The 21,985-nt window shown below is 69.0% G+C and carries 23 protein-coding genes; 5 read left to right on the top strand and 18 right to left on the bottom strand.

Annotated elements, in window-relative coordinates; genetic code table 11:
* Positions 1 to 33: 33 nt before the first annotated feature.
* Positions 34 to 564, bottom strand: a complete 531-nt coding sequence (locus MD221_RS14790; protein WP_242112646.1) for a GNAT family N-acetyltransferase — start codon at positions 562 to 564, stop codon at positions 34 to 36.
* A gap of 2 nt (positions 565 to 566) precedes the next feature.
* Positions 567 to 1,934, bottom strand: a complete 1,368-nt coding sequence (gene glmU, locus MD221_RS14785) for a bifunctional UDP-N-acetylglucosamine diphosphorylase/glucosamine-1-phosphate N-acetyltransferase GlmU (RefSeq protein ID WP_242112645.1) — start codon at positions 1,932 to 1,934, stop codon at positions 567 to 569.
* Positions 1,935 to 2,014: 80 nt separating this feature from the next.
* On the opposite strand from glmU, the gene MD221_RS14780 reads away from it, so the two are divergent.
* Together MD221_RS14780 and MD221_RS14775 are read left to right on the top strand one after the other, a co-directional pair.
* Positions 2,015 to 4,009 carry a hypothetical protein gene (locus tag MD221_RS14780; protein ID WP_242112644.1) on the top strand — a complete coding sequence of 665 codons (1,995 nt, stop codon included), beginning with the start codon at positions 2,015 to 2,017 and terminating at the stop codon, positions 4,007 to 4,009.
* Entirely contained in the window at positions 4,006 to 4,389 is a 384-nt protein-coding gene (locus tag MD221_RS14775) for a GtrA family protein (protein ID WP_242112643.1), read from the top strand. The genes MD221_RS14780 and MD221_RS14775 overlap by 4 nt, the downstream gene beginning before the upstream one ends.
* Positions 4,390 to 4,485: 96 nt before the next feature.
* Here MD221_RS14775 and MD221_RS14770 read toward each other — a convergent pair whose 3' ends face one another.
* The 11 genes from MD221_RS14770 to MD221_RS14720 form a co-directional block, all read right to left on the bottom strand.
* On the bottom strand, positions 4,486 to 5,070 hold the full coding sequence (locus MD221_RS14770; RefSeq protein WP_242112642.1) for a hypothetical protein: 585 nt from the start codon (positions 5,068 to 5,070) through the stop codon (positions 4,486 to 4,488).
* A 381-nt stretch (positions 5,071 to 5,451) separates the two neighbouring features.
* Positions 5,452 to 5,874, bottom strand: a complete 423-nt coding sequence (locus tag MD221_RS14765) for a F0F1 ATP synthase subunit epsilon (RefSeq protein ID WP_242112641.1) — start codon at positions 5,872 to 5,874, stop codon at positions 5,452 to 5,454.
* A gap of 57 nt (positions 5,875 to 5,931) precedes the next feature.
* Entirely contained in the window at positions 5,932 to 7,380 is a 1,449-nt protein-coding gene (gene atpD, locus MD221_RS14760) for a F0F1 ATP synthase subunit beta (protein WP_242112639.1), read from the bottom strand.
* Between the two features lie 170 nt (positions 7,381 to 7,550).
* The gene (locus MD221_RS14755; protein ID WP_242112637.1) at positions 7,551 to 7,913 is read right to left on the bottom strand and encodes a hypothetical protein; all 363 of its coding nucleotides are present in this window, start codon (positions 7,911 to 7,913) and stop codon (positions 7,551 to 7,553) included.
* Positions 7,914 to 8,026: 113 nt separating this feature from the next.
* Positions 8,027 to 8,890, bottom strand: coding sequence for a F0F1 ATP synthase subunit gamma (gene atpG / locus MD221_RS14750; RefSeq protein ID WP_242112635.1), 864 nt, complete (start codon positions 8,888 to 8,890; stop codon positions 8,027 to 8,029).
* A 97-nt stretch (positions 8,891 to 8,987) separates the two neighbouring features.
* Positions 8,988 to 10,538, bottom strand: coding sequence for a F0F1 ATP synthase subunit alpha (gene atpA / locus MD221_RS14745; RefSeq protein ID WP_242112634.1), 1,551 nt, complete (start codon positions 10,536 to 10,538; stop codon positions 8,988 to 8,990).
* Positions 10,539 to 10,589: 51 nt separating this feature from the next.
* Positions 10,590 to 11,117 (bottom strand): F0F1 ATP synthase subunit delta, encoded by a 528-nt coding sequence (locus MD221_RS14740; protein ID WP_242112633.1) that lies wholly within the window; start codon positions 11,115 to 11,117, stop codon positions 10,590 to 10,592.
* A 3-nt stretch (positions 11,118 to 11,120) separates the two neighbouring features.
* Positions 11,121 to 11,591, bottom strand: a complete 471-nt coding sequence (locus tag MD221_RS14735) for a F0F1 ATP synthase subunit B (protein WP_242112631.1) — start codon at positions 11,589 to 11,591, stop codon at positions 11,121 to 11,123.
* Positions 11,592 to 11,704: 113 nt separating this feature from the next.
* Positions 11,705 to 11,989 (bottom strand): F0F1 ATP synthase subunit C, encoded by a 285-nt coding sequence (gene atpE / locus MD221_RS14730; RefSeq protein WP_425602288.1) that lies wholly within the window; start codon positions 11,987 to 11,989, stop codon positions 11,705 to 11,707.
* Between the two features lie 71 nt (positions 11,990 to 12,060).
* Entirely contained in the window at positions 12,061 to 12,957 is an 897-nt protein-coding gene (atpB, locus tag MD221_RS14725) for a F0F1 ATP synthase subunit A (RefSeq protein ID WP_242112630.1), read from the bottom strand.
* A 4-nt stretch (positions 12,958 to 12,961) separates the two neighbouring features.
* The gene (locus tag MD221_RS14720) at positions 12,962 to 13,408 is read right to left on the bottom strand and encodes an ATP synthase subunit I (protein WP_242112629.1); all 447 of its coding nucleotides are present in this window, start codon (positions 13,406 to 13,408) and stop codon (positions 12,962 to 12,964) included.
* Between the two features lie 737 nt (positions 13,409 to 14,145).
* Between MD221_RS14720 and MD221_RS14715 the strand changes: the two genes are divergently transcribed.
* On the top strand, positions 14,146 to 14,847 hold the full coding sequence (locus MD221_RS14715) for a hypothetical protein (RefSeq protein WP_242112661.1): 702 nt from the start codon (positions 14,146 to 14,148) through the stop codon (positions 14,845 to 14,847).
* A gap of 100 nt (positions 14,848 to 14,947) precedes the next feature.
* Here the strand turns inward: MD221_RS14715 and MD221_RS14710 are convergent, their stop codons facing one another.
* Genes MD221_RS14710 through aceF form a run of 4 tightly spaced genes read right to left on the bottom strand, consistent with a single transcriptional unit; the run spans position 14,948 to position 19,448 of the window.
* The gene (locus tag MD221_RS14710; RefSeq protein ID WP_242112628.1) at positions 14,948 to 15,184 is read right to left on the bottom strand and encodes a hypothetical protein; all 237 of its coding nucleotides are present in this window, start codon (positions 15,182 to 15,184) and stop codon (positions 14,948 to 14,950) included.
* 31 nt (positions 15,185 to 15,215) lie between these two features.
* A complete protein-coding gene (gene lpdA, locus MD221_RS14705) occupies positions 15,216 to 16,994 on the bottom strand; it encodes a dihydrolipoyl dehydrogenase (RefSeq protein WP_242112627.1) in 1,779 nt (592 codons plus the stop codon).
* 17 nt (positions 16,995 to 17,011) lie between these two features.
* Entirely contained in the window at positions 17,012 to 17,737 is a 726-nt protein-coding gene (locus MD221_RS14700; protein WP_242112626.1) for an aspartate/glutamate racemase family protein, read from the bottom strand.
* Positions 17,738 to 17,753: 16 nt separating this feature from the next.
* Complete coding sequence (gene aceF / locus MD221_RS14695) at positions 17,754 to 19,448, bottom strand: dihydrolipoyllysine-residue acetyltransferase (protein WP_242112625.1); 1,695 nt, start codon at positions 19,446 to 19,448, stop codon at positions 17,754 to 17,756.
* A 156-nt stretch (positions 19,449 to 19,604) separates the two neighbouring features.
* Here aceF and MD221_RS14690 point away from each other — a divergent pair, with 156 nt between their 5' ends.
* Positions 19,605 to 20,105 carry a hypothetical protein gene (locus MD221_RS14690; RefSeq protein WP_242112624.1) on the top strand — a complete coding sequence of 167 codons (501 nt, stop codon included), beginning with the start codon at positions 19,605 to 19,607 and terminating at the stop codon, positions 20,103 to 20,105.
* Between the two features lie 171 nt (positions 20,106 to 20,276).
* A complete protein-coding gene (locus MD221_RS14685) occupies positions 20,277 to 20,927 on the top strand; it encodes an OmpW/AlkL family protein (RefSeq protein ID WP_242112623.1) in 651 nt (216 codons plus the stop codon).
* Positions 20,928 to 21,001: 74 nt separating this feature from the next.
* Here the strand turns inward: MD221_RS14685 and MD221_RS14680 are convergent, their stop codons facing one another.
* Complete coding sequence (locus MD221_RS14680; RefSeq protein WP_242112622.1) at positions 21,002 to 21,910, bottom strand: DMT family transporter; 909 nt, start codon at positions 21,908 to 21,910, stop codon at positions 21,002 to 21,004.
* Positions 21,911 to 21,985 lie beyond the last annotated feature (75 nt).

The following is a 21,985-nucleotide window of genomic DNA, read 5'->3' as shown; positions in this document are numbered from 1 at the left end:
GCGAAGCAGCCGCGGACCGCCATCGGCGATGCCTCAATCCTCCCGCAATGCCCTGCGCATCGCCACGCGCAGATGCATGGGAAAGCCGGCCGCGCGCTCGCGCGCCAGGATCGCGCGCAACTGCGGCGTATACGCCTGCTCCGGCACGGTGACGAATCCCGCGCCGGCGTAGAAGGGCGCGTTCCAGGGCACATCGGCCAGCGTGGTCAGCACGATCTCGCGCGCGCCTTGCGCGGCCGCGGCCTGGCAGGCCCGTTCGAGCAGGGCACGGCCGATGCCGCGCCGTCCGTAGGCGGGATCGACGTCCATCTGCAGCAGGTGCGCCGCGGCCTCCGGTCCGTCGGGAAGCTCGTAGAGCGCGTAGCCGACGGCGCGCGCATCGGCCTCGGCCACCCACGAGCGTCCTTGCGCCGCAGCCCGCGCATGCGTTTCCGGCGCCGTGGTCAGCGCCGCGAAAAGCGCATGGGCCTCGTGGCCGCGCAGCAGTCGGACGGCCCGGCGCTCGATCGCGATCAGCGCCTGCGCTTCCTCCGCGCGTCCCGGGCGGATCCGCGCGACCGCCATGCTCAGGTCTTTTTCTTGGGACGCTGCCAGCCCTCGACCGTCGCCTGGCGCGCCCGCGCCACGGTGAGCTTGCCGGCCGGCGCGTCCTTGCCGATCACCGAGCCCGCGCCGATGGTGGCCTCGCGCCCCACAGTCACCGGCGCCACCAGGGCGGTGTTGGAACCGATGAAGGCGCCGTCCTCGATGGTGGTGACGAACTTGTTGATGCCGTCGTAGTTGCAGGTGATGGTGCCGGCGCCGACGTTTACGCCGCTGCCGACCACGGCGTCGCCGAGGTAGGTCAGGTGGTTGGCCTTGCTGCCGACGCCGAGCGTGGCGTTCTTGGTCTCGACGAAATTGCCCACGTGCACGCCGTCGGCGAGCACCGTGCCCGGGCGCAGCCGCGCATAGGGGCCGATCTGCACCGCGCCCTCGGTCCTGGCGCCGTCGATGTCGCAATGCGCGCGCACCTCGCTGCCGGCCGCCAGCGCGGCGCCGCGGATGCGGCAGAACGGGCCGATGCGCACGCCGTCGCCGAGCGTGACCTCGCCCTCGAACACCACGTCGACGTCGATCTCCACGTCCCGCCCCACGGCGACGGTGCCGCGGATGTCCACGCGCGCCGGATCGGCGAAGCGCACGCCCTGCACGCACAGCGCGCGCACCTGGCGCAGCTGGAATGCGCGCTCGAGCTGCGCCAGCTGCCAGGGATCGTTGGCGCCCTCGGTCTCGATGGGATCGGCGACCGCCACCATCTCCGCGGCGCTGTATTCGGCCGCCGCCATCGCGAACACGTCGGTGAGGTAGTACTCGCCCTGGGCGTTGTCGTTGGACAGGCGCTGCAGCCAGCCCTTCAGCGCGGTGGCCTCGGCGGCGAGGATGCCGGTGTTGACGATGCGGATGCGTCGCTGCTCCTCGTCGGCGTCCTTGTGCTCGACGATGGCGCCCACGCGCCCTTCCGGATCGCGCACGATGCGGCCGTAGCCGGTCGGGTCCTCCAGTTCGGCCACCAGCACCGACAGGCGTCCGCCGGCGGCCAGCAGCGCGCGCAGCGTGGCCGCCGTGATCAGCGGCACGTCGCCGTACAGCACCAGCACCTGCGCGCCGTCGGGGATGGCCGGGATCGCCTGCTGCACGGCATGCCCGGTGCCCAGCTGCTGCGTCTGCTCCGCCCATTGCAGGTCGGCCTGGTCGGCCAGGGCCGCGCGCACCTGGTCGCCGCCGTGGCCGTAGACGACATGCAGCCCGGCCGGCTGCAGTTCGCGCGCCGCCGCGATCACGTGCGCCAGCATCGGCCGGCCCGCGATCTTCTGCAGCACCTTGGGCGTCGACGATTTCATGCGCTTGCCCTCGCCGGCGGCGAGGATGATCACGTGCAGGGGAGCGGACATGGGGGCTTCCGGTGGCGGGACGGCGGGATTCTAACGTCCCCCGCTGTTACGATGCCTGACCCTTCCCGCCTCCCTCGCCGATGATCCAACGCTGGCAACGCGCCTGGCCGACCGCGGGCCCTGCCCTGCTGATCGCGTCGGGACCGGCACTCGCGATCGCGGCGATCGGCACGCACCGGCTCTGGAACGCGCTGCCGTGGGAACGTTTCGGCCTGTCGCTCGCGCTGGCGCTGCTCGGCGCCGCGCTGGCATGGCCGCTGTGCCGATTGCTGCGCTGGCCGCCGGCTTCCGCGCTGCTGCTGGTGTGGGGCGCGGCGCTGGCCTATTTCGCCGGCCCTCTCGCGCTGCTGGCGGTCGCGACGCTCGCGGCCGCCGCGCTGGCGATCGGCCTGGGCGTGAATGCAACGCCGGGCATCGCGCTTCCGGTCGGCCTGCTGGCGATCGCAGGCATTGCCGGCTGGTGCCTGACGCTGCCGATCCACGCCGCCTGGCTGTGGTGGCCGCTGTTGCTGGCGATCGTCGCCTGGCGGCACGCGCGGCTGCTGCAGGCCTGGCGCGAGATGCGCGCGGCCTGGGGAGCCGGCGTCGCGGCCGCGCCGAAATGGGCCGCGTTCGCGGTGATGCTGCTCGGCCTGGCCTCCACCGCGTGCTGGCTGCCGACGATGCAGGCCGACGATCTGAGCTACCACCTCGGCCTGCCTTCGCAGCTGCTGCTGCATGCGCGCTACGCGCCGCAGCCCGAGCACCAGATCTGGTCGTTCGCGCCCTGGGCCGGCGACGTGCTGCAGGGCGTGGCGGCGGTGCTGGCGCGCCAGGAAGCGCGCGGCGCCGTCAACGCCCTGTGGATCGCCGCGGCCGGCGCGGCGTTGTGGAGCGCGGCAGCGCGCCTGCAGGCGAGCGCGCGCGAACGCTGGGCCTGCATCGCCCTGTTCGCGAGCTTTCCGCCCTTGGTGTGGCTGGCGGCGGGCATGCAGACCGAACTGCCGGCGATGGCCGCGTTGATCGCGCTGGCGGCGGTGCTGCTGCCCGGCAACGGCGCGCGCCTCTATCCCGCCGCGGTGCTGGTCGGCGGCCTGGCCGCGCTCAAGCTCATGCACCTGTGGACCGCGCTGCCGCTGCTGGCGTACGCGGCCTGGGTGCATCGGCGCGAGGCCGACTGGCGCCGCCTGTCGGTCGCCGTGGTCATCGCCATCGCGATCGGCGGATCGAGCTACTGGTTCGCATGGTCGCGCACCGGCAACCCGATACTGCCGCTGCTCAACAGCCATTTCGCCTCGCCCTATTTCCCGCTGCGCGACTTCGCCGATCCGCGCTGGCACGCCGGCGCATCGTTCGCCCTGCCCTGGCGCATGACCGTGGACACCGACCGCTACCTGGAGGCCTGGGACGGCGGCATCGGCTTCGGCCTGCTGGCGCTGGCCGGCGCCTGGGCGCTGGCGCTGCTGCGTCGCCGACACCGCGCCTTCGCGCTCGCCGCCGCGATGACCGTCGTGCTGCCGCTGCTGCCGCTGCAGTACGCGCGCTATGCCTTTCCCGGCATGGTGCTGCTGTTCGCCGCGGCGGTGCCGCGCAGCGAAGCGGTGCTGGGGCGCGGCTTCGGCTGGATGCTGGCGGGCCTGTGCGTGCTCAATCTCGCCTTCCAGGCCAATGCCGGCTGGACCCACCACTCCGCCGCGCTCAAGCGCGTCTTGCGCTCGGGCGGCGATGCTGCAACCGTACTGGCGAATTACGCGCCCGAACGCATGCTCATCGCCTCGCTGCCCGCCGACGACCGCTCGATCCTGCTGGCCACCGATCCCGAGCGCGGCTACGTCGCCGAGCTCGCCGGGCGCGGCCGCACCGTGTCCCTGCAGGATCCGACGCTCGATGCGGCGCGTCTTGCCGCCGAGGCCGACCGCAGCGGCCGGCGCTGGCGCGAGCTGTTCGCCTCCTCGCGGGCGCGCTGGATCCTGCTGACGCCCGCCGCCGGCCCCGCGTTGCGCAAGGCCATCTCCGACAGCGGCGCGGCGCGGGCCGAACGCGTCGGCGACGCCGAACTGTGGCGGATGCCGGCCGTCGGAGAAGACCCGCCGTGAGCCTGCGCCGGCAAGGCAGCTACTACCTGGTCATCGGCGGCATCCAGTGGCTGCTCGACTGGGCGGTGATGGTGGCGCTCACCCATCTCGGCGTTCCGATCGTGCCGGCCAACATCGCCGGCCGCGTCAGCGGCGCGCTGCTCGGCTACTGGCTCAACGGCCGCTTCACCTTCGCCGGCGAGGACACCGCCCTCGGCCGCACCCAGCTGCGGCGGTTCGTGACGCTGTGGCTGTGCACGACGGCGGCCAGCACCTGGGCGATGGGTGCGATCGACGGCCACCTCGGCTTGCGCTGGGCGTGGCTGGCCAAGCCGGGCGTCGAAGCGGTGCTCGCGCTGTTCGGGTTCCTGGTGTCGCGGCACTGGGTGTACAAGCGCTAGCGAGGCGGATCGCCGCAGCCTTGGAACGGCCGGGAACCTCGGGAAATCCGAGGCTCCCGGACGCGCCTGCTGCGGCAAAGCCGGTCGCCGCCGGTCTCAGTAGTTCTTCACCACCAGCTCGCCGTGGTAGTCGTGGGCATCGTTGCCCTTGAGCTGCAGGGTCTGCCCGATGCACGAGCTGTCGTAGGAATTGGCGAACATCACCACGTTGAAATAGGCCTTCTGCACCAGCGGGTCGCCGTACTTGTACTGGTACGAGGACGCCTGCGAGATCGAGTGGTTGATGCCCTCGTCCGTCTCCAGCGGCAGGTTCTCCGGCGAGCTCGGCCTTTCGGGCAGGTCCACGACCGCGTAGCGGGTCACGAAGAAGCCGTCGGTGCCGGTCGGGCTGTTGGTGCGCACGACGTAGTAGCCCACGCGCACGGTGCCCGCGCAGCGCTTGGTCAGGCCCGCCTGGAAACTGACGTCCACGAAATTGCTGCGGTCGTAGATCAGGTTGAGCGGCCCGACGCTGTAGATCACCCGCCGTTCGGGAGATGTGGTCCATCCGTAGCTGATCGGAATTTCCAGGGTTTTTTCGGCAACCGACCTGTAAAGTCCCGGGAAGCGGATTTCGGCATTCGCGGGAATGGCTGCAAGTACCGCCAGTGCAGCCAGGAACAGCTTCGACTTGATGAACATGATGGGCCTCATTGAAGGGAATCAAGCCGCCGCGCCAGCACGGCGACATCGGAATTCCTGCGTGGCCCCCTGTCTTACTCGCCCTTGCGCGGGAAGCGGAAGCGGAGCATCAGAAGTCGGCAACACCCACTCCGCTCCGGTCGCCGGCGCTCCACTCCCGCAGGGCGGATTTTCAACGTTTGCGGATCGCTGCGACGCTTAACGCGCGTGATGGCGGTTGCAGATCGATCAACCTGAACTCGTTGCCTCGCTCGCCGCAATAAATGAATGCGGCGGCGGAAGCGATGCCGTCGGCCCGTCATCGCGACGACGCAATCGCGGCCGCGGATACGGCGACGCCGGCTTTCGCCGGCGCCGTCGGAGATTCGCGTGGCGGATCCGTCAGTGCTTGATGTTCTTGCGCAGGCGCTCCAGCGCCTGCAGCTGCGCCAGGCTCATGGCCAGCTGCTGCTCGGCCTCCTGCACGCTCATCTTCGGATCCTTCTGCGCCAGCACGCGCTCGGCCTCTTCCTTGGCCGCGCGAACCGCCGCCTCGTCGATGTCCTGGGCGCGCACCGCGGTGTCGGCCAGGATCGTGACCAGCTGCGGCTGCACCTCGAGGATGCCGCCGGAGATGGCGAAATCGACGGTGGTGCCGCCGGGCTGCGTCACCACCACCTTGCCCGGCTTGAGGCGGGTGATCAGCGGCGCGTGGCGCGGGGCGATGCCGAGCTCGCCCATCTCGCCGGTGGCGACGATCAGTTCCGCCTCGCCGTGGAAGATTTCCTGCTCGGCGCTGACGATGTCACAACGGATGGTGCTCATAAGTAACTCGCTTTTCTTTTCTTCCCCCTCCCGCAAGCGGGAGAGGGGACAGCAGTCTTAGGCGGAGAGCTTCTTGGCCTTCTCGATCGCTTCCTCGATGCCGCCGACCATGTAGAACGCCTGCTCCGGCAGGTGGTCGCACTCGCCGTCGACGATCATCTTGAAGCCGCGGATGGTGTCCTTCAGCGACACGTACTTGCCCGGCGCGCCGGTGAACACCTGCGCCACGGTGAAGGGCTGCGAGAAGAAGCGCTCGATCTTGCGGGCGCGCGAGACGGCCTGCTTGTCCTCTTCCGACAGCTCGTCCATGCCGAGGATGGCGATGATGTCCTTCAGCTCCTTGTACTTCTGCAGCGTGGCCTGCACGCGGCGCGCGGTATCGTAGTGCTCGTTGCCGATCACGTTCGGATCGAGCTGGCGGCTGGTCGAGTCCAGCGGATCCACCGCCGGATAGATGCCGAGCGCGGCGATGTTGCGGCTGAGCACCACGGTCGCGTCCAGGTGGGCGAAGGTGGTGGCCGGCGACGGGTCGGTCAGGTCGTCCGCGGGCACGTACACGGCCTGGATCGAGGTGATCGAGCCGGTCTTGGTCGAGGTGATGCGTTCCTGCAGCACGCCCATTTCCTCGGCGAGCGTGGGCTGGTAGCCCACCGCCGACGGCATGCGGCCCAGCAGCGCCGACACTTCGGTGCCGGCCAGGGTGTAGCGGTAGATGTTGTCGACGAAGAACAGCACGTCGCGGCCCTTGCCGGAAGCGTCCTTCTCGTCGCGGAAGTACTCGGCCATGGTCAGGCCGGTGAGCGCCACGCGCAGGCGGTTGCCCGGCGGCTCGTTCATCTGGCCGTACACCATCGCCACCTTCGACTCGGATAGGTTGTCGGAGTTGATGACGCCGGCCTCGATCATCTCGTGGTAGAAGTCGTTGCCTTCGCGGGTGCGCTCGCCCACGCCCGCGAACACCGACAGGCCGCTGTGCTGCGTGGCGATGTTGTTGATCAGCTCGAGCATGTTCACCGTCTTGCCCACGCCGGCGCCGCCGAACAGGCCGACCTTGCCGCCCTTGGCGAACGGGCACATCAGGTCGATCACCTTGATGCCGGTTTCCAGCAGCTCGTTGGCCGAGGCCTGGTCTTCGTAGCTCGGCGCGCCGCGGTGGATTTCCCAGTGGTCCTTGGTGTCGATCGGGCCGACCTCGTCGATCGGCTCGCCGAGCACGTTCATGATGCGGCCCAGCGTGCCGGCGCCGACCGGCACGGACACGGCCTTGCCGGTGTTCACGGCGATCAGGTTGCGCTTCAGGCCGTCGGTGGAACCGAGCGCGATGGCGCGCACCACGCCGTCGCCCAGCTGCTGCTGCACTTCCAGCGTGATCGCGGTGTTCTGCACCTTCAGCGCGTCGTACACCTTCGGCACGCTCTCGCGCGGGAATTCGACGTCGACGACGGCGCCGATGATCTGGACGATCTTGCCTTGGGTATTGGCGCTGGTTTTCTCGACGGTGTTCATGTCACTGGCTCGCTCTAAGTTTGAAAAGTCCGGCCTCGGATCGCCGGGCCTCTGATCTGGATCGATCGCAATGTGTTCGGGTGTTCGGCAAAGCCTGGCGCAGGCGCGGCTTTGCCAAACATCCGGGGATGCCCCCGCCCGCTGTCGCGGGCGGGGACGGCGTTACGCCATCACTCGCACTTCAGGGCGGCGGCCTGCTGCGAGAACTGGTCGTTCGCGTTCTTGCACACCGGGCCCAGCTGGCTCTTGTCGGCCATCTGGTTCCACTGCGCCTCGGCCTGCTTGACCGCGCCGTCGAATGCCGAGACGGCGGCCGCGTTGCCGGCCTTGCTGAAGCAGGCGCGGGCACGGGCCAGATAGTCCTGGCATTCCTGCGGCAGCGTGGAGCCCGGCGTGGCGGCAGGCGCAGCAGCGGCTTCGGCGGCGGGCGCCTCGGCGGCCGGGGCGGCGGCGGCATCGGCGGCAGGCGCCTCTTCCTTCTTGCAGGCGGCGAGCGCGGCGCAGAGCGCGATGGCGATCACGAGCTTGTTCATGGTGGTCTCTCCTTAGGTCTGAATTGGATGTCGCTGTCGAACCCTTCGCGCATCGAACCGCTTTGCTTGCAGCCCGGGGCCGCCGCTTGCGCGGTCGGCGGTCCCGGTCGAACTCAGACCGCCGCGGCGCCGCCGACGATCTCGGAAATCTCCTGGGTGATCGCCGCCTGGCGGGCCTTGTTGTAGACCAGGTTCAGCGTGCCGATCAGCTTGGTGGCGTTGTCGCTGGCGGCCTTCATGGCCACCATGCGCGCCGCGTGCTCGGAGGCGACGTTCTCCATCACCGCCTGGTACACCAGCGACTCGATGTAGCGCGTGAGCACGTGCTCCAGCACGGTCTGCGCGTCAGGCTCGTAGATGTAGTCCCAGTCGTGGTGGGCGATCTGCGTCTCCGACTCCGGCAGCGGCAGCAGCTGGTCGAACGCCGCGCGCTGGGTCATCGTGTTGACGAAGTCGTTGTAGCTCAGGAAGACCTTGTCGACCTTGCCGTCGCTGTAGGCGCTGAGCATGACCTTGATCACGCCGATCAGCTGTTCCAGGTGCGGCTGGTCGCCCAGGTGCGTCACCGTGGCCAGCATCTCCACCTTGATGCGGCGGAAGAACACCGAGGCCTTCTGGCCGATGGTGACCACGTCGACCTCGACGCCCTGCTCCTGCCACTTGCGGAACTCGAGCAGCAGCTTGCGGAACAGGTTGTTGTTCAGGCCGCCGGCCAGGCCGCGGTCGCTGGAGACGATGATGTAGCCGACGCGCTTGATCTGCTTGCGCTCGACCAGGTACGGGTGCTGGAACTCGGAGTTGGCCTGCGCCAGATGGCCGATCACCTGCTTCATGGCGCGCGCGTAGGGGCGCGAGGCCTTCATGCGCTCCTGCGCCTTGCGGATCTTGGAGGCCGAGACCATTTCCAGCGCGCGCGTCACCTTGCGGGTGTTCTGCACGCTCTTGATCTTGGTTTTGATTTCTCTGCCGCCTGCCATCTCTTGCTCGCTATTCGATCGTCGTGATGCGGACCGGGTCCGCCATTCCGCGCAAGGCGGGCCGTTCCGCCCGCTTCGCGCGATCACCGAGGCACAATCACCAGGAACCGGTCGCCTTGAACTCTTCGATGCCCTTCTTGTAGGCGGCCTCGATCTCGTCGTTCCAGTCGCCGCTGGCGTTGACCGACTTGATCAGCTCGCCGGCGGTGTTGGCGAAGTGCGCGTGCAGGGCTTCCTCGAAGGCGCCGATCTTGTTGACCGGCACGTCGTCCATGTAGCCCTTGTCCACCGCGTAGATCGACAGCGCCTGCTCGGCCACCGACATCGGCGCGTACTGCTTCTGCTTCATCAGCTCGGTCACGCGCTGGCCGCGCTCGAGCTGCTTGCGGGTAGCCTCGTCCAGGTCGGAGGCGAACTGCGCGAACGCCGCCAGCTCGCGGTACTGCGCCAACGCGATGCGGATGCCGCCGGAGAGCTTCTTGATGATCTTGGTCTGCGCCGCGCCGCCCACGCGCGACACCGAGATGCCGGCGTTCACGGCTGGGCGGATGCCGGCGTTGAACAGGTCGGTCTCGAGGAAGATCTGGCCGTCGGTGATCGAGATCACGTTGGTCGGCACGAACGCGGACACGTCGCCGGCCTGGGTCTCGATGATCGGCAGCGCGGTCAGCGAGCCGGTCTTGCCCTTGACTTGGCCGTCGGTGAACTTCTCCACGTACTCCTCGTTGACGCGCGCGGCGCGCTCGAGCAGGCGGCTGTGCAGGTAGAACACGTCGCCGGGGTAGGCTTCGCGGCCCGGCGGGCGGCGCAGCAGCAGCGAGATCTGGCGGTAGGCCACGGCCTGCTTGGACAGGTCGTCGTAGATGATCAGCGCGTCTTCGCCGCGGTCGCGGAAGTACTCGCCCATGGTGCAGCCGGAGTAGGCGGAGATGTACTGCATCGCGGCCGACTCGGAGGCCGACGCAGCGACGACGATGGTGTGCGCCATCGCGCCGTGCTCTTCCAGCTTGCGCACGACGTTGGCGATCGAGCTGTTCTTCTGGCCGATCGCGACGTAGATGCACTTAACGCCGGTGCCCTTCTGGTTGATGATCGCGTCCACCGCGACCGCGGTCTTGCCGGTCTGGCGGTCGCCGATGATCAGCTCGCGCTGGCCGCGGCCGATCGGGATCATCGAGTCGATGGCCTTGTAGCCGGTCTGCACCGGCTGCGACACCGACTTGCGCGCGATCACGCCCGGGGCCACCTTCTCCACCGGCGCGGTCGCGGCGGCGTTGATCGGGCCCTTGCCGTCGATCGGCTCGCCCAGCGCGTTGACCACGCGGCCGAGCAGCTCGGGGCCGATCGGCACTTCCAGGATGCGGCCGGTGGTCTTGGCGGTGTCGCCCTCGCGCAGGTGCTCGTAGTCGCCGAGCACCACGGAGCCGACCGAATCGCGCTCCAGGTTCAGCGCCAGGGCGAAGGTGTTGTTGGGCAACTCGATCATTTCGCCCTGCATCACGTCGGCCAGGCCGTGGATGCGCACGATGCCGTCGGACACGGAGGTGACCGTGCCTTCGTTGCGCGCCTCGGCGGCCAGCTTGACCTTCTCGATGCGGGTCTTGATCAGTTCGCTGATTTCGGACGGGTTGAGCGTGGTGGTTGCCATGGGTGTTTCCCTGTGTGCCGGCGTTGCCGTCGGCTGTCTAGATGAATTCTGTTAGTTGGCCAGCGTCGACTGCAGCCGCGACAGCTTGCCGCGCAGCGAGCCGTCGATGACCACGTCGCCGGCGTCGATCACCGCGCCGCCGATCAGCGACTCGTCGACCGCCGTCTCGACCTCCACCTCGCGGCCGAAGCGCTTGCGCAGCGCGGCCTTGATGCTGTCGAGCTCGCCGGCCGGCAGCGCCGACGCCGAGGTGATCCTGGCCTTGACGATGCGCTCGGCCTCCGCGCGCTGCTCCTCGTACAGGCCGGCGATCTCCGGCAGCAGCGCGAGGCGGTGGTTGTCGAACAGCAGGGCGAGGAAGTCGGCGAAGGTCTCCGAGGCTCCGTCGGGCGCCAGCAGCGCCACCGCGTCGGCGCCGGTCAGCTTCGGGTTGCCGAGCACCGACACGGCCTGCGGGTCGGCGGCCACGCGCGCGGCGAAGCCGAGCGCGTCGGACCAGTCGGCGAACTTGCCTGCGTCGCGCGCCAGCGAGAACGCTGCGCGGGCATACGGACGGGCGAGCGTGAGGGCCTGGCTCATCGGTCAGATCTCTGCGGCCAGTTCGTCGAGCAGCGCCTTGTGGGCGTTGGCGTCGATCTCGCGGCGCAGCAGCTTCTCGGCGCCGGTCACGGCCAGCTGGGACACGTGCTTGCGCAGGTCCTCGCGGGCGCGGTTGGTGCTGGCCACGATCTCGCTCTCGGCCAGCGCCTTCTGGCGCGCGCCCTCGGCGATCGCCTCGTTCTTGGCCGCGTCGATGATCTGATTGGCGCGCTGGTGCGCCTGCTCGATGATCTCGTTGGCCTTGGCACGGGCGGCGCGCAGCTCTTCGTTGACCTTCTCTTCGGCCTGGGCCAGCGCCTTCTGGCTGTTGTCGGCGGCGGCGAGGCCCTCAGCGATCTTCTGCTGGCGCTCCTCGATGGCGCCGATGATGTGCGGCCAGCCGAACTTCATCACCATCCAGGCGACCGCGAAGAACGCGATGCCCTGGACGATGAATGTCAGATTGATATCCATTGCGTGCTCCTGACGCCGACGGCCCGATGCCATCGGCGGTTGCCTGACCCCGGCGGAAAGTCCGGCCTTGCGCGGCCGGGCTTTCGCTCAGGGACGATCACCACCATCCGCGATCAGCCGCCGACGGCCTGCAGGGCGCTCACGAAGGGGTTGGCGAAGATCAGCAGCAGGGCGATGGCGACGCCGATGATCGGCACGGCGTCGAGCAGGCCGGCGACGATGAACATCTTGGTCTGCAGCATCGGGGTCAGCTCCGGCTGACGGGCCGAACCCTCGAGGAACTTGCCGCCGAGGATGGCGAAGCCGATGGCGGTGCCGAGGGCGCCCAGGCCGATCAGAAGGCCGGCGGCGATGACGGTGAACTTCATCACTTCGGCGATGAGGGCTGCGTTTTCCATGGTGTGCTCCGTGTTGCGCTAGATGAAAAGAAACGGTTGGGTGGAAAAGAACTTAAAGCTGAAACCGGAAATCAGTGGTTCTCGGCCGCCATGCTCAGGTAGACGATGGTCAGCATCATGAAGATGAACGCCTGCAGCGTGATCACCAGGATGTGGAACGCGGTCCAGACGAAGCCCGCGACGAACTGCAGCGGCGCCATGACGTAGGTCATGCCGCTGCTCAGGGCGGCGTTCCAGGTCATCAGCGCGATCAGGATGAAGATCAGCTCGCCGGCGTACATGTTGCCGAACAGTCGCAGCGTCAGGCTGAGCGGACGCACCAGCTCCTCGATCACGCGCAGCAGGATGTTGGGGAACGCGAGCAGCACCTTGCCGACCGGGCCGCTGGCGTGGAACGGCGCGGTGAACGCCTCGGCGGTGAAGGTGCCGATGCCCTTGTGGCTGATGCCGAACACCTGGATCAGCAGGAATACGGTCAGCGAGAGGCCCAGGGTGGTGTTGAGGTCGGCCGTGGGCACCACGCGCAGGAAGGCCTCGTGCGGGTTGTTGCCGGCCAGCTCGTGGCCCTTCATCCAGGCGCCCGGCAGCCAGTCGACCGGGATCATGTCCATGAAGTTCATCAGGAACACGAGGCAGAAGATGGTCAGCGACAGCGGCGCGATCAGCTTGCTGCGGCCGTGGAAGGTCTCGCGCACCATGCCGTCGACGAAGCCGACGATCATTTCCACGAAGGCCTGGAACTTGCCCGGCACGCCGGCGGTGGCGCGGCGCGCGGTGAGCAGGAAGAAGAACAGGAAAAGCAGCGCCAGCCCCAGCGTGATCGCCACGCTGTCGATATTGAGGGTCATGAACTTGCCCTCGCCGACCTGCCACTGCAGATGATGCAGGTGGTGCTGGATGTACTGGGTGGCTCCACCGCCCGATTCGGCGGCGTGTTCGGCGGCTTGACCCGTGTGCTCGACAGTCACGCTTTTAACCCTTCCGGTTCCGATTACGTCTTTCGATGACTCCCCAGGATGGGGCATTCAGCGCCAACAGGTATGCCAGCAGCCCGACCGCCATGCCGGCCAGCAGGGGCAGCGGCGGCAGCCGCCAGACCGCGAGAGCGGCCGTCAGCGCCACCAGCGCGATCCCCCACTTGGCCATCGCCCCCAGCAGCAGCCTGCCGAACGCGACCCGGGCCGGGACGATGCCCCCCAGCGCCATCCAGGCCGCCAGGGCATTGCCCAACGCCAACGCCAGCCCCCCGATCCCCGCCGCCAACGCAGCGCGCGGCCCCTGTGCGAGGAGGCCCAGCGCCAGTACAACGGCGACCAGGGCCTGGATGGCTGCCGCGCGCAGCGCGGTTCGGCGTCCCGCGGCGACGGGGTCGTGCACGCGAATCACCTGCTCGGCTTGCTGGGCTGCCTGTCGGTACATGCTGGCGGGACGGCCTTTTCTAGAGCTGGAAGGCGACAATCCGGCTCAAACCGGTCCTGCGAAGCCGTAAAAGTATAGCAGTCGGCCATTTTCAGCGGCAACTGCGTTAAGGCCTGCCTGCGGCGGCGGCAGGGGCCCGGAGACGGCCGGCCGGCGCGGGCGGGAACCTTTCCCGGCCCCGCCGGTCAGTGCTTGCCGAGGCCTGCTCCCCACTTCCTCGTCGAATCTGCCAGCAGGCCCTCCCCGAAGCCCCGGCGCTCTCTGCCGGGGCTTCTCTTTAATCCCGCCGCCCGCCGTCCGCCGCCCGCCGTCCGCCGTCCGCCGCCCGCCGTCCGCCGCCCGCCGTCCGCCGCCCGCCGTCTCACGCAGGGCGGCGATTCGATGCCCTGCCCCGGCCGCGTTCCGCACGCGCGCTCCCGCTGCGGCGATCGCATGTACGCCATGCCGCCCGCAGCGCGATGCGTGTCGCGCGCTTGCGCGCATCCAGATCGCGACGCAAGTGCGTGCTGCATTCCAGTTCAGTTCGAATGCATGCGCTTCACGCAAATTGAACCGGCGCCTTGCGTTAAATGTTTTCGGCAATTCATGCAAGGAATTGCACCCCCACGTTGTAAAGGAGCCATCCAGTGAGCCAATCGATCAAAGTTCTTTCGCGCGCGGCGATCGCCGCCGGCGCGCTTTGCGCGCTGAGCGCGCACGCGCAGGAGGCCGACCGCTTCACGCTGCGCCTGGGCGCGATGCAGGCCGAGGCGGAAAGCCAATTCAAGGGAACGGCCGATTTCGCCGGCAACACCTACCGCTACACCAGCGACCGCGTCGACCTGGGCGACGACACGGTGCCGCGCGTGGAAGGCGTGTTCCGCTTTTCCGAGCGCAACCGGCTGCTGTTCAACTATTTCAGCTACGACAAGGACAAGCGCCATACCCTGGGCGAGGACATCGGCCTCGGCGACACCACCATTCCCGCCGGCAGCTTCGCCAAGACCAAGATCCAGTTCGACCTGGCCAGCCTGGTCTACGACTACGCCGTGGTCGAAACCCCGACCGTCAGCTTCGGGCTGCAGATCGGCGCCGAGTGGGCGCGCCTGAAGGGCCGCGTCTACGCCTCGGCCGGGGACGACGTCTTCGACAGCCGCGAGAGCGAGGACGGCTACGCGCCGGTGGTCGGCGCGCGCTTCTCGGCCAACACGGAAGACCGCAAGTGGGGCTTCACGGTGCAGGGCCAGTACCTGGACGCCGACTGGGGCGACTTCAACGACTACAGCGGCGACATCACCCGCGCCAATGCGCTGGTGGAATACCGCTTCACCCCGCACTTCGGCCTGTACGCGGGCTACGACTGGTTCAAGCTGGACGTCAACCGCCACTACGGCGACGGCAGCGTCGGCCTCGACCAGCGCTTCAAGGGCCCCACGGCCGGCATCACGCTGGCGTTCTAGCGCCGCGACCGGCGGCAGCGGCGGAAAACCCCGGTTGCCGCCGGGGTTTTCGCACGCGCCGGCTCGCCGAGCGAGAAGACGCCCATCTCGACGGAGAGGCTCAGTCGGCTTCCCAGCGGATGTCGGCCTCGCCGTTGTTGTCGAAGGCCGCGCGGATCGTCTCCAGGAACGCGGTCGAGGCGCCGGCGTCGGCGAGCAGCTGCAGGGTATCGCCGTTGACGTAGTAGTCGCGGTCGCGGCTGGACTCCTCCTCGAACGCGGCGACCAGCAGGTCGACATCGTCCTGGCTGACCTCGCCGAGCAGGCGGCTGGTGGCGACGGCATAGAGTTTCGGCATGTCTGGCTCCTTCCTGGCTGCGGACGTCGGACTACTTCTTCCTGGGGATGTAGAGGTCGGTGATGGTGCCGTCGAAGACCTCCGCCGCCATGCCCACCGACTCGCTCAGGGTGGGATGCGGATGGATGGTGTGGCCGATGTCGGCGACCTCGCAGCCCATCTCGATGGCCAGCGCGGTCTCGGCGATCAGGTCGCCGGCGTGCACGCCGACGATGCCGGCGCCGAGGATGCGATGGGTGGCCTCGTCGAAGACCAGCTTGGTGAAGCCCTCGGTGCGGCCAAGTCCGATCGCGCGGCCGCTGGCCGCCCACGGGAACTTGCCCACGCCCACCTTCAGCCCCTTGGCCTTGGCCTCGGTCTCGGTGACGCCGACCCAGGCGATCTCCGGATCGGTATAGGCCACCGACGGGATCACCCGCGCCACCCAGTCTTTCTTCTCGCCCGCCGCCACTTCGGCGGCCAGCTTGCCCTCGTGGGTGGCCTTATGCGCCAGCATCGGCTGGCCGATGATGTCGCCGATGGCGAAGATGTGCGGCACGTTGGTGCGCATCTGCCGGTCGACGTCGATGAAGCCGCGCTCGCCCACGCGCACGCCGGCCTTCTCGGCGGCGATCTTCTTGCCGTTGGGCGCGCGGCCCACCGCCACCAGCACGCGGTCGAACAGCTTCTCGGCCGGCTCGCTGGCCCCCTCGAAGGTGCAGCTGATGCCGTCCTTCTGCGCCTTGGCCTCGACCACCTTGGTCTTCAGGTGCACGGCCAAGCCCTGCTTCTTCAGGCGGTCGGCCAGCGGCTTGACCAGGTCGGGATCGGCGCCGGGCATCAACTGGTCGGCCAGCTCGACCACGGTCACGGCGCTGCCCAGCGCGCGGTACACCGTGGCCATTTCCAGGCCGATGATGCCGCCGCCGACCACCAGCAGCTTCTTCGGCACGTCCGCCAGTTCGAGCGCGTCGGTGGAATCCATCACACGCGGGTCGTCCCAGGGGAAGCCCGGCAGCTTCAGCGCCTGCGAGCCGGCGGCGATGATGCACTGCTCGAAGCGCAGCAGCTGCGTCTTGCCGTCGGCGCCGGCGATTTCCATCTCGTTCGCCGAGACGAAGGTCGCCGTGCCCGTCGCCACGCGCACCTTGCGCTGCTTGGACATGCCGGCCAGGCCCTTGGTCAGCTGGCCGACCACCTTGTCCTTGTAGGCGCGCAGCTTGTCCAGCGCGATGCTCGGCTTGCCGAAGTCCACGCCGTAGTCGGAAGCATGCGCGGCCTCGTCGATCACCGCCGCGGCATGCAGCAGCGCCTTGGACGGAATGCAGCCGACGTTGAGGCAGACGCCGCCGAGCTGCGCGTAACGCTCCACCAGGACCGTGTCCAGGCCGAGGTCGGCGGCGCGGAAGGCCGCCGTGTAGCCGCCGGGCCCGGAGCCGAGCACGACGATGCGGCATTCGATGTCCGCGGCCCTGCCGCTGGCGGTGGCGGCCTGCGGCGCGGGCGTCTCCGGTTCGGCCGGCTTGGCCAGCGACGGCGCGACCGGCGGCTTGGCGGCGGGCGCCTGCGCGGCCGGCGCGGAGGCATCGGCGCCGGCGGCGTCGAGCACCACCACCACCGCGCCCTCGGACACGGCATCGCCCACCTTCACCTTCACTTCCTTCACCGTGCCGGCGGCGGTGGAAGGCACTTCCATCGTCGCCTTGTCCGACTCCAGCGTGACCAGCCCCTGGTCCTTGGCCACCGTGTCGCCCACGGCCACCAGCACTTCGATCACGGGCACATCGTTGAAATCGCCGATGTCGGGAACTTTGATATCGATGGTGGCCATCGCAACTCCTGGAAGTGTCAAAGGGCTCGCAACGGACGCTGCGCCGGCTCGGGAGCCGCGAGCGCCCAGTCGGCCGCGTATTCTGCATGGATGGTGGCGGTGTCGAACAACGGCACCGCGCTGTCGGATGCGTCGATCAGCAGGCCGATCTCGGTGCAGCCGAGGATGATCGCCTGCGCGCCGCGCGCGACCAGGTCGGCGACGATGCCGCGGTAGGCTTGGCGCGATTGCGGCAGGCACTGGCCGCGGCACAGCTCGTCGTAGATCACCCGGTGCACGATCTCGCGCTGCGCCTGCTCCGGCACCAGCGGCGTCAGCCCGAAGCGCTGCAGTCGGCCGCGGTAGAAGTCCTGCTCCATGGTGAAACGCGTGCCGAGCAGGCCGACGCGCTCGAAACCGGCGGCGCGGATGCGCTCGGCGGTGGCGTCGGCGATGTGCAGCACCGGCATGCCCAGCGCCGGCTCGATCTGCGGCAGCACGCGGTGCATGGTGTTGGTGCAGATCACCAGCGCCTGCGCGCCGGCGCGCTCGAGCGCCTGCGCGGCATGCGCCAGCACCCGCCCGGCCGCGTCCCAGTCGCCGCGATGCTGCAGCGCCTCGATCTGGGCGAAATCGACGCTGTAGAGCAGCAGCGGCGCCGAACGCAGGCCGCCCAGGCGGTCGCGCACGCGCTCGTTGATCGTGCGGTAGTAGGGAATCGTCGACTCCCAGCTCATCCCGCCGAGCAGGCCGAGGGTACGCATGCCCGTCACGGCCCGGTCAGAGCAGCACGCGCCGCATGTCGCCGAGCAGCTGCGCCAGGAAGGCGGTGAAGCGCGCGGCGGCGGCGCCGTCGATGACGCGGTGGTCGTAGGACAGCGACAGCGGCAGCAGCAGGCGCGGAGCGAACTGCTTGCCGTCCCATACCGGCCTGATCGCCGACTTGGAGACGCCCAGGATCGCCACTTCCGGCGCGTTGACGATCGGCGTGAACGCCGTGCCGCCGATGCCGCCGAGCGAGCTGATCGAGAAGCAGCCGCCGCTCATCTCGGCCGGGGTGAGCTTGCCCTCGCGCGCCTTCTTGGCCAGTTCGGAGGTTTCCTGGGCGATCTCGATCACGCCTTTCTTGTCGGCATCGCGCACCACCGGCACCACCAGCCCGTTGGGCGTGTCGGCGGCGAAGCCGACGTGGAAGTACTTCTTCAGCGTGAGGTTCTCGCCGCCCGCATCGAGCGAGGCGTTGAAATCCGGATATTTCCTCAGCGCCGCGACGCTGGCCTTCATCAGGAAGGCGAGCATGGTCAGCTTGATGCCGGCCTTCTCGTTCTCCTTGTTGAGCTGCACGCGCAGCTCCTCCAGCTCGGTGATGTCGGCGTCGTCGTGCTGGGTGACGTGCGGGATCATCGCCCAGTTGCGGGCGAGGTTGGCGCCGGAGATCTTCTTGATCTTCGACAGCGGCTTGACCTCGATCTCGCCGAACTTGCTGAAGTCGACCTTCGGCCAGGGCAGCAGGTTCAAGCCGCCGCCGGCCGCCGCCGGCGCGCCGGCGCGGGCGCCGCCGCCCTGCAGCGCCGCCTTGACGAACTGCTGGACGTCTTCCTTGGTGATGCGTCCGCCGCGCGCGCTGCCCTTGACCTGCAGCAGGTCGACGCCGAGCTCGCGTGCGAACAGGCGCACCGCCGGGCTGGCATAGGGCACCTTGTCGGGAAGCAGCGCCTCGGCGTCGAAGCGCACGGGCGGCAGGCCGGCGCCCATCGGCGCAGGCGTCTGCGGTGCGGCGGCGGCCGGCGGCGCGGCAGCCGGCTGCGGCCCGGGCGCCGGGGCCTGCGCGGCCTCGGCGGGCTTGGCAGCGGCAGCGGCGCCGGCTTCGGCCGCCGCCTCGATCACCGCGACCACGCGACCTTCGGACACGGTGTCGCCCACCTTGACCTTCAATTCGCGCACCACGCCGGCGAACGGCGCCGGCACCTCCATCGTCGCCTTGTCCGATTCCAGCGTGACCAGGCCCTGGTCCTTGGCGACGGTATCGCCCACCGCCACCAGCACCTCGATCACCGGCACGTCGCCGAAATCGCCGATGTCCGGCACCTTGGCTTCCTGCGCTCCGCCCTTCGCGGCGGCAGGCGCCTGCGCGGCGGGCGCCTTGGCCGGCGGCTCGGCCTTGGCCGGCGCGGCCGCCTGTCGCGGCGCCTCGGCCTTGGCGGGCGCCGCCTGCTCGGCCGGCGCGGCGGCATCGGCGGCCTCGATCACCGCGACCACGCTGCCTTCCGACAGCGCATCGCCGACCTTGACCTTCAGCTCGCGGATCACCCCGGCGAACGGCGCCGGTACTTCCATCGTCGCCTTGTCCGACTCCAGCGTGACCAGGCCCTGGTCCTTGGCGACGGTATCGCCCACCGCCACCAGCACCTCGATCACCGGCACATCGTCGAAATCGCCGATGTCCGGGACTCGTGCTTCCTTCAAATCGGCCATGCGGCGCTCCGCTGTGCGAGGGGAATAGCTATTGTCGCCCGTCGCGCGGCACGCGCCAACTGCGCGGCCGCCCGGCGGGCGCGGCATCGATGCGTTCCACCGGCGCAACGCCCTCGGCACCGAGACGGCCGGCGATACCGCACCGTATGTCCCGGCATGATGTCCCGGCGCGGCCGGCGGCGGCATCGCGCCATTCGGGCACCGGCACCTGGACGCCGCGAGGGCCGGGAACGGAAGCCGGCGCATCGCCGCCGTTGCGCATCGGCGATCTCCCGCCTGCGCGATGTGCCGACGGTCGATCCGGAGGCCGCGGTCGCTGTCGCCCGCCCCGCAAATCACGATCCTCGCCGCGACCTCGCCTCGCCACAAGGTCGCCACCATGCCGCGAGTCGATTGCGCACTTCGCGCTACGGCGATGTGTTCGCCGCGAAGCTCGATGCCGCGTCACCGGGCATCGAGATGCCGTGCGCTGTTCCATACGCGAGAAGATCCGCACGAATGGTGCAGCACGCGCAATGCATGTCGATCGACATGAAGCGGCTAGTGCGCCAAGCGCATGCGCGATGCTGCGTTCAGTTTCTCCTCATCCGTTTCGATGGTCGCGGCAAGACGGAAAACCGCGTTTTTTGGCCTGAATACGCCTGTTTTTCCATGTAACGCGGTGAAACGCATTGCATGCGCGCATTGTTTGCTTAACGAGAAGTCAAAGTTCCCTGAACATTCATTTCACGAACAAGGCTTGTTCATCTGCGCCCCGTTAGTGTGCCGCCTGCCCTGAAACAAAGGGCCTACGAGAAAGACAACTAGAGACCCCAAGGAGACTCCCCCATGTCGTCCATTCGCACACTCGCTCTTGCCATTGCCACCGCCGCCATCGGCAGCGCGATCGCCGCGCCGGCGTTCGCCCAGGACGCTTCCGGCGATACCGCTTCCGGCAAGCGCTACACCATCGTCGGCGGCTACGCCCACTTCGAACCGACCCGCAACCCGGTCGTTGCCGACACCCTGACCAAGGTCAACGGCGGCGGCGCGCCGACGCTGAGCTTCAGCTACAACTTCAACGACAACTGGTCGATCGAAGCCTGGGGCGCCGACAAGGTCGGCCACAAGGTCGAGGTCAACGGCGGCAAGACCGCCAGCTTCGACGGCCAGCCCTACTCGCTGAGCGGCCAGTACCACTTCGGCGCCGCGGACAACGTGTTCCGTCCGTTCGTCGGCCTGGGCTACTACGAGGCCAACTACACCAACGAAAGCACCGAGGGCACCGGCGTCGCCGCCGGCCAGCGCCTGGGCATCGAGACGGTGAAGGGCGCGGTGGCCACGGCCGGCGTCGACCTCAACATCAACCCGACCTGGTTCGCGCGCGCCGACCTGCGCTACTTCGAGGGCAACTCCGACATCAAGCTCAACGGCGCCAAGGCCGGCGAGGCCAAGTTCAACCCGGTGATGATCGGTGTCGGCCTCGGCGCCCGCTTCTGATCCTGCGTCATCGATCCAGCTGTCTGCACCGCCACGACGGGCCCGCGAGGGCCCGTCGTTTTTTTGCGCGTCCGCTACGGCGGCACCACGCCCTGCGCCTCCTCGGCGCGCACCCGCTCGCGGCGCAGCAGGTACAGGCCGCTGGCGATGATGATCCCGGCGCCGATCCAGGTCACGCCGTCGGGCAATACCTGCCACAGCGTCAGGTCGAGCAGCACGCCCCAGATCAGCGCGGTGTATTCCAGCGGCGCGATCAGCGAAGCCTCGCCGCGGCGGAAGGCCTCGGTCAGCGCCACCTGCGCCAGCGTGCCCACCACGCCGATCCCCACGACCACCCACCAATGCTCGGGGCGGATGGCCCGCCACTGCGACCACGCCAGGGCGCCACAGGCCACGGCCAGGATCGTCATCAGCCAGAACACCATCGCCTGCGGGCTGTCGCGCTGGGCGAGCATGCGCACGGTGATGGCCGAGGCTGCGTAGCAGACCGCGGCCCCCAGGATCGCCAGGCCGCCCAGGGTGAGCATGCCCTCGCCCGTGGGCCGCAGGATCACCAGCACGCCGCACAGGCCGACCACGATCGCGACCCAGCGCCTGGGACCGACCCGCTCGCCCAGGAACGGCACCGCCATCGCCGTGATCAGCAGCGGCGCCACGAAGGTGATCGCATAGGCCGTCGACATCGGCAGCGTGCGCAGCCCGTAGACGAAGCCGGCCATCATTGCCACGCCCAGCGCGCCGCGCAGCAGGTGCAGCGGCCAGTGCGCGCGCAGCAGGGCGCGCGGACCAGTGGTGAAGCACACCCAGGCCAGTACCAGCGGCAGCGAGGACAGGCCGCGCAAGGAGGCCACCTGCATCGCCGGGTAGTGCGGCGAGAGGATCTTCAGGCAGGCGTCCATGCCGCCGAACAGGGCGACGGCGACGAGCATGTACAGCACGGGGCCGGCCCGGCGCGGGTCGGCGGATGGCGCGGAATCGGACATGGGGGAGACTCGGGCTTCGCCCCACGATACCGAACCCGGCGCCCGCCCGAAACCGGGAACGCCGCCGGGGCGGCG

It is taken from the genome of Luteimonas aquatica (genome assembly GCF_022662575.1).
Classification (GTDB): domain Bacteria; phylum Pseudomonadota; class Gammaproteobacteria; order Xanthomonadales; family Xanthomonadaceae; genus Luteimonas; species Luteimonas aquatica.
Note: the sequence above shows the minus strand (reverse complement) of the source record. Positions and strands in the feature narration are given on the sequence as shown.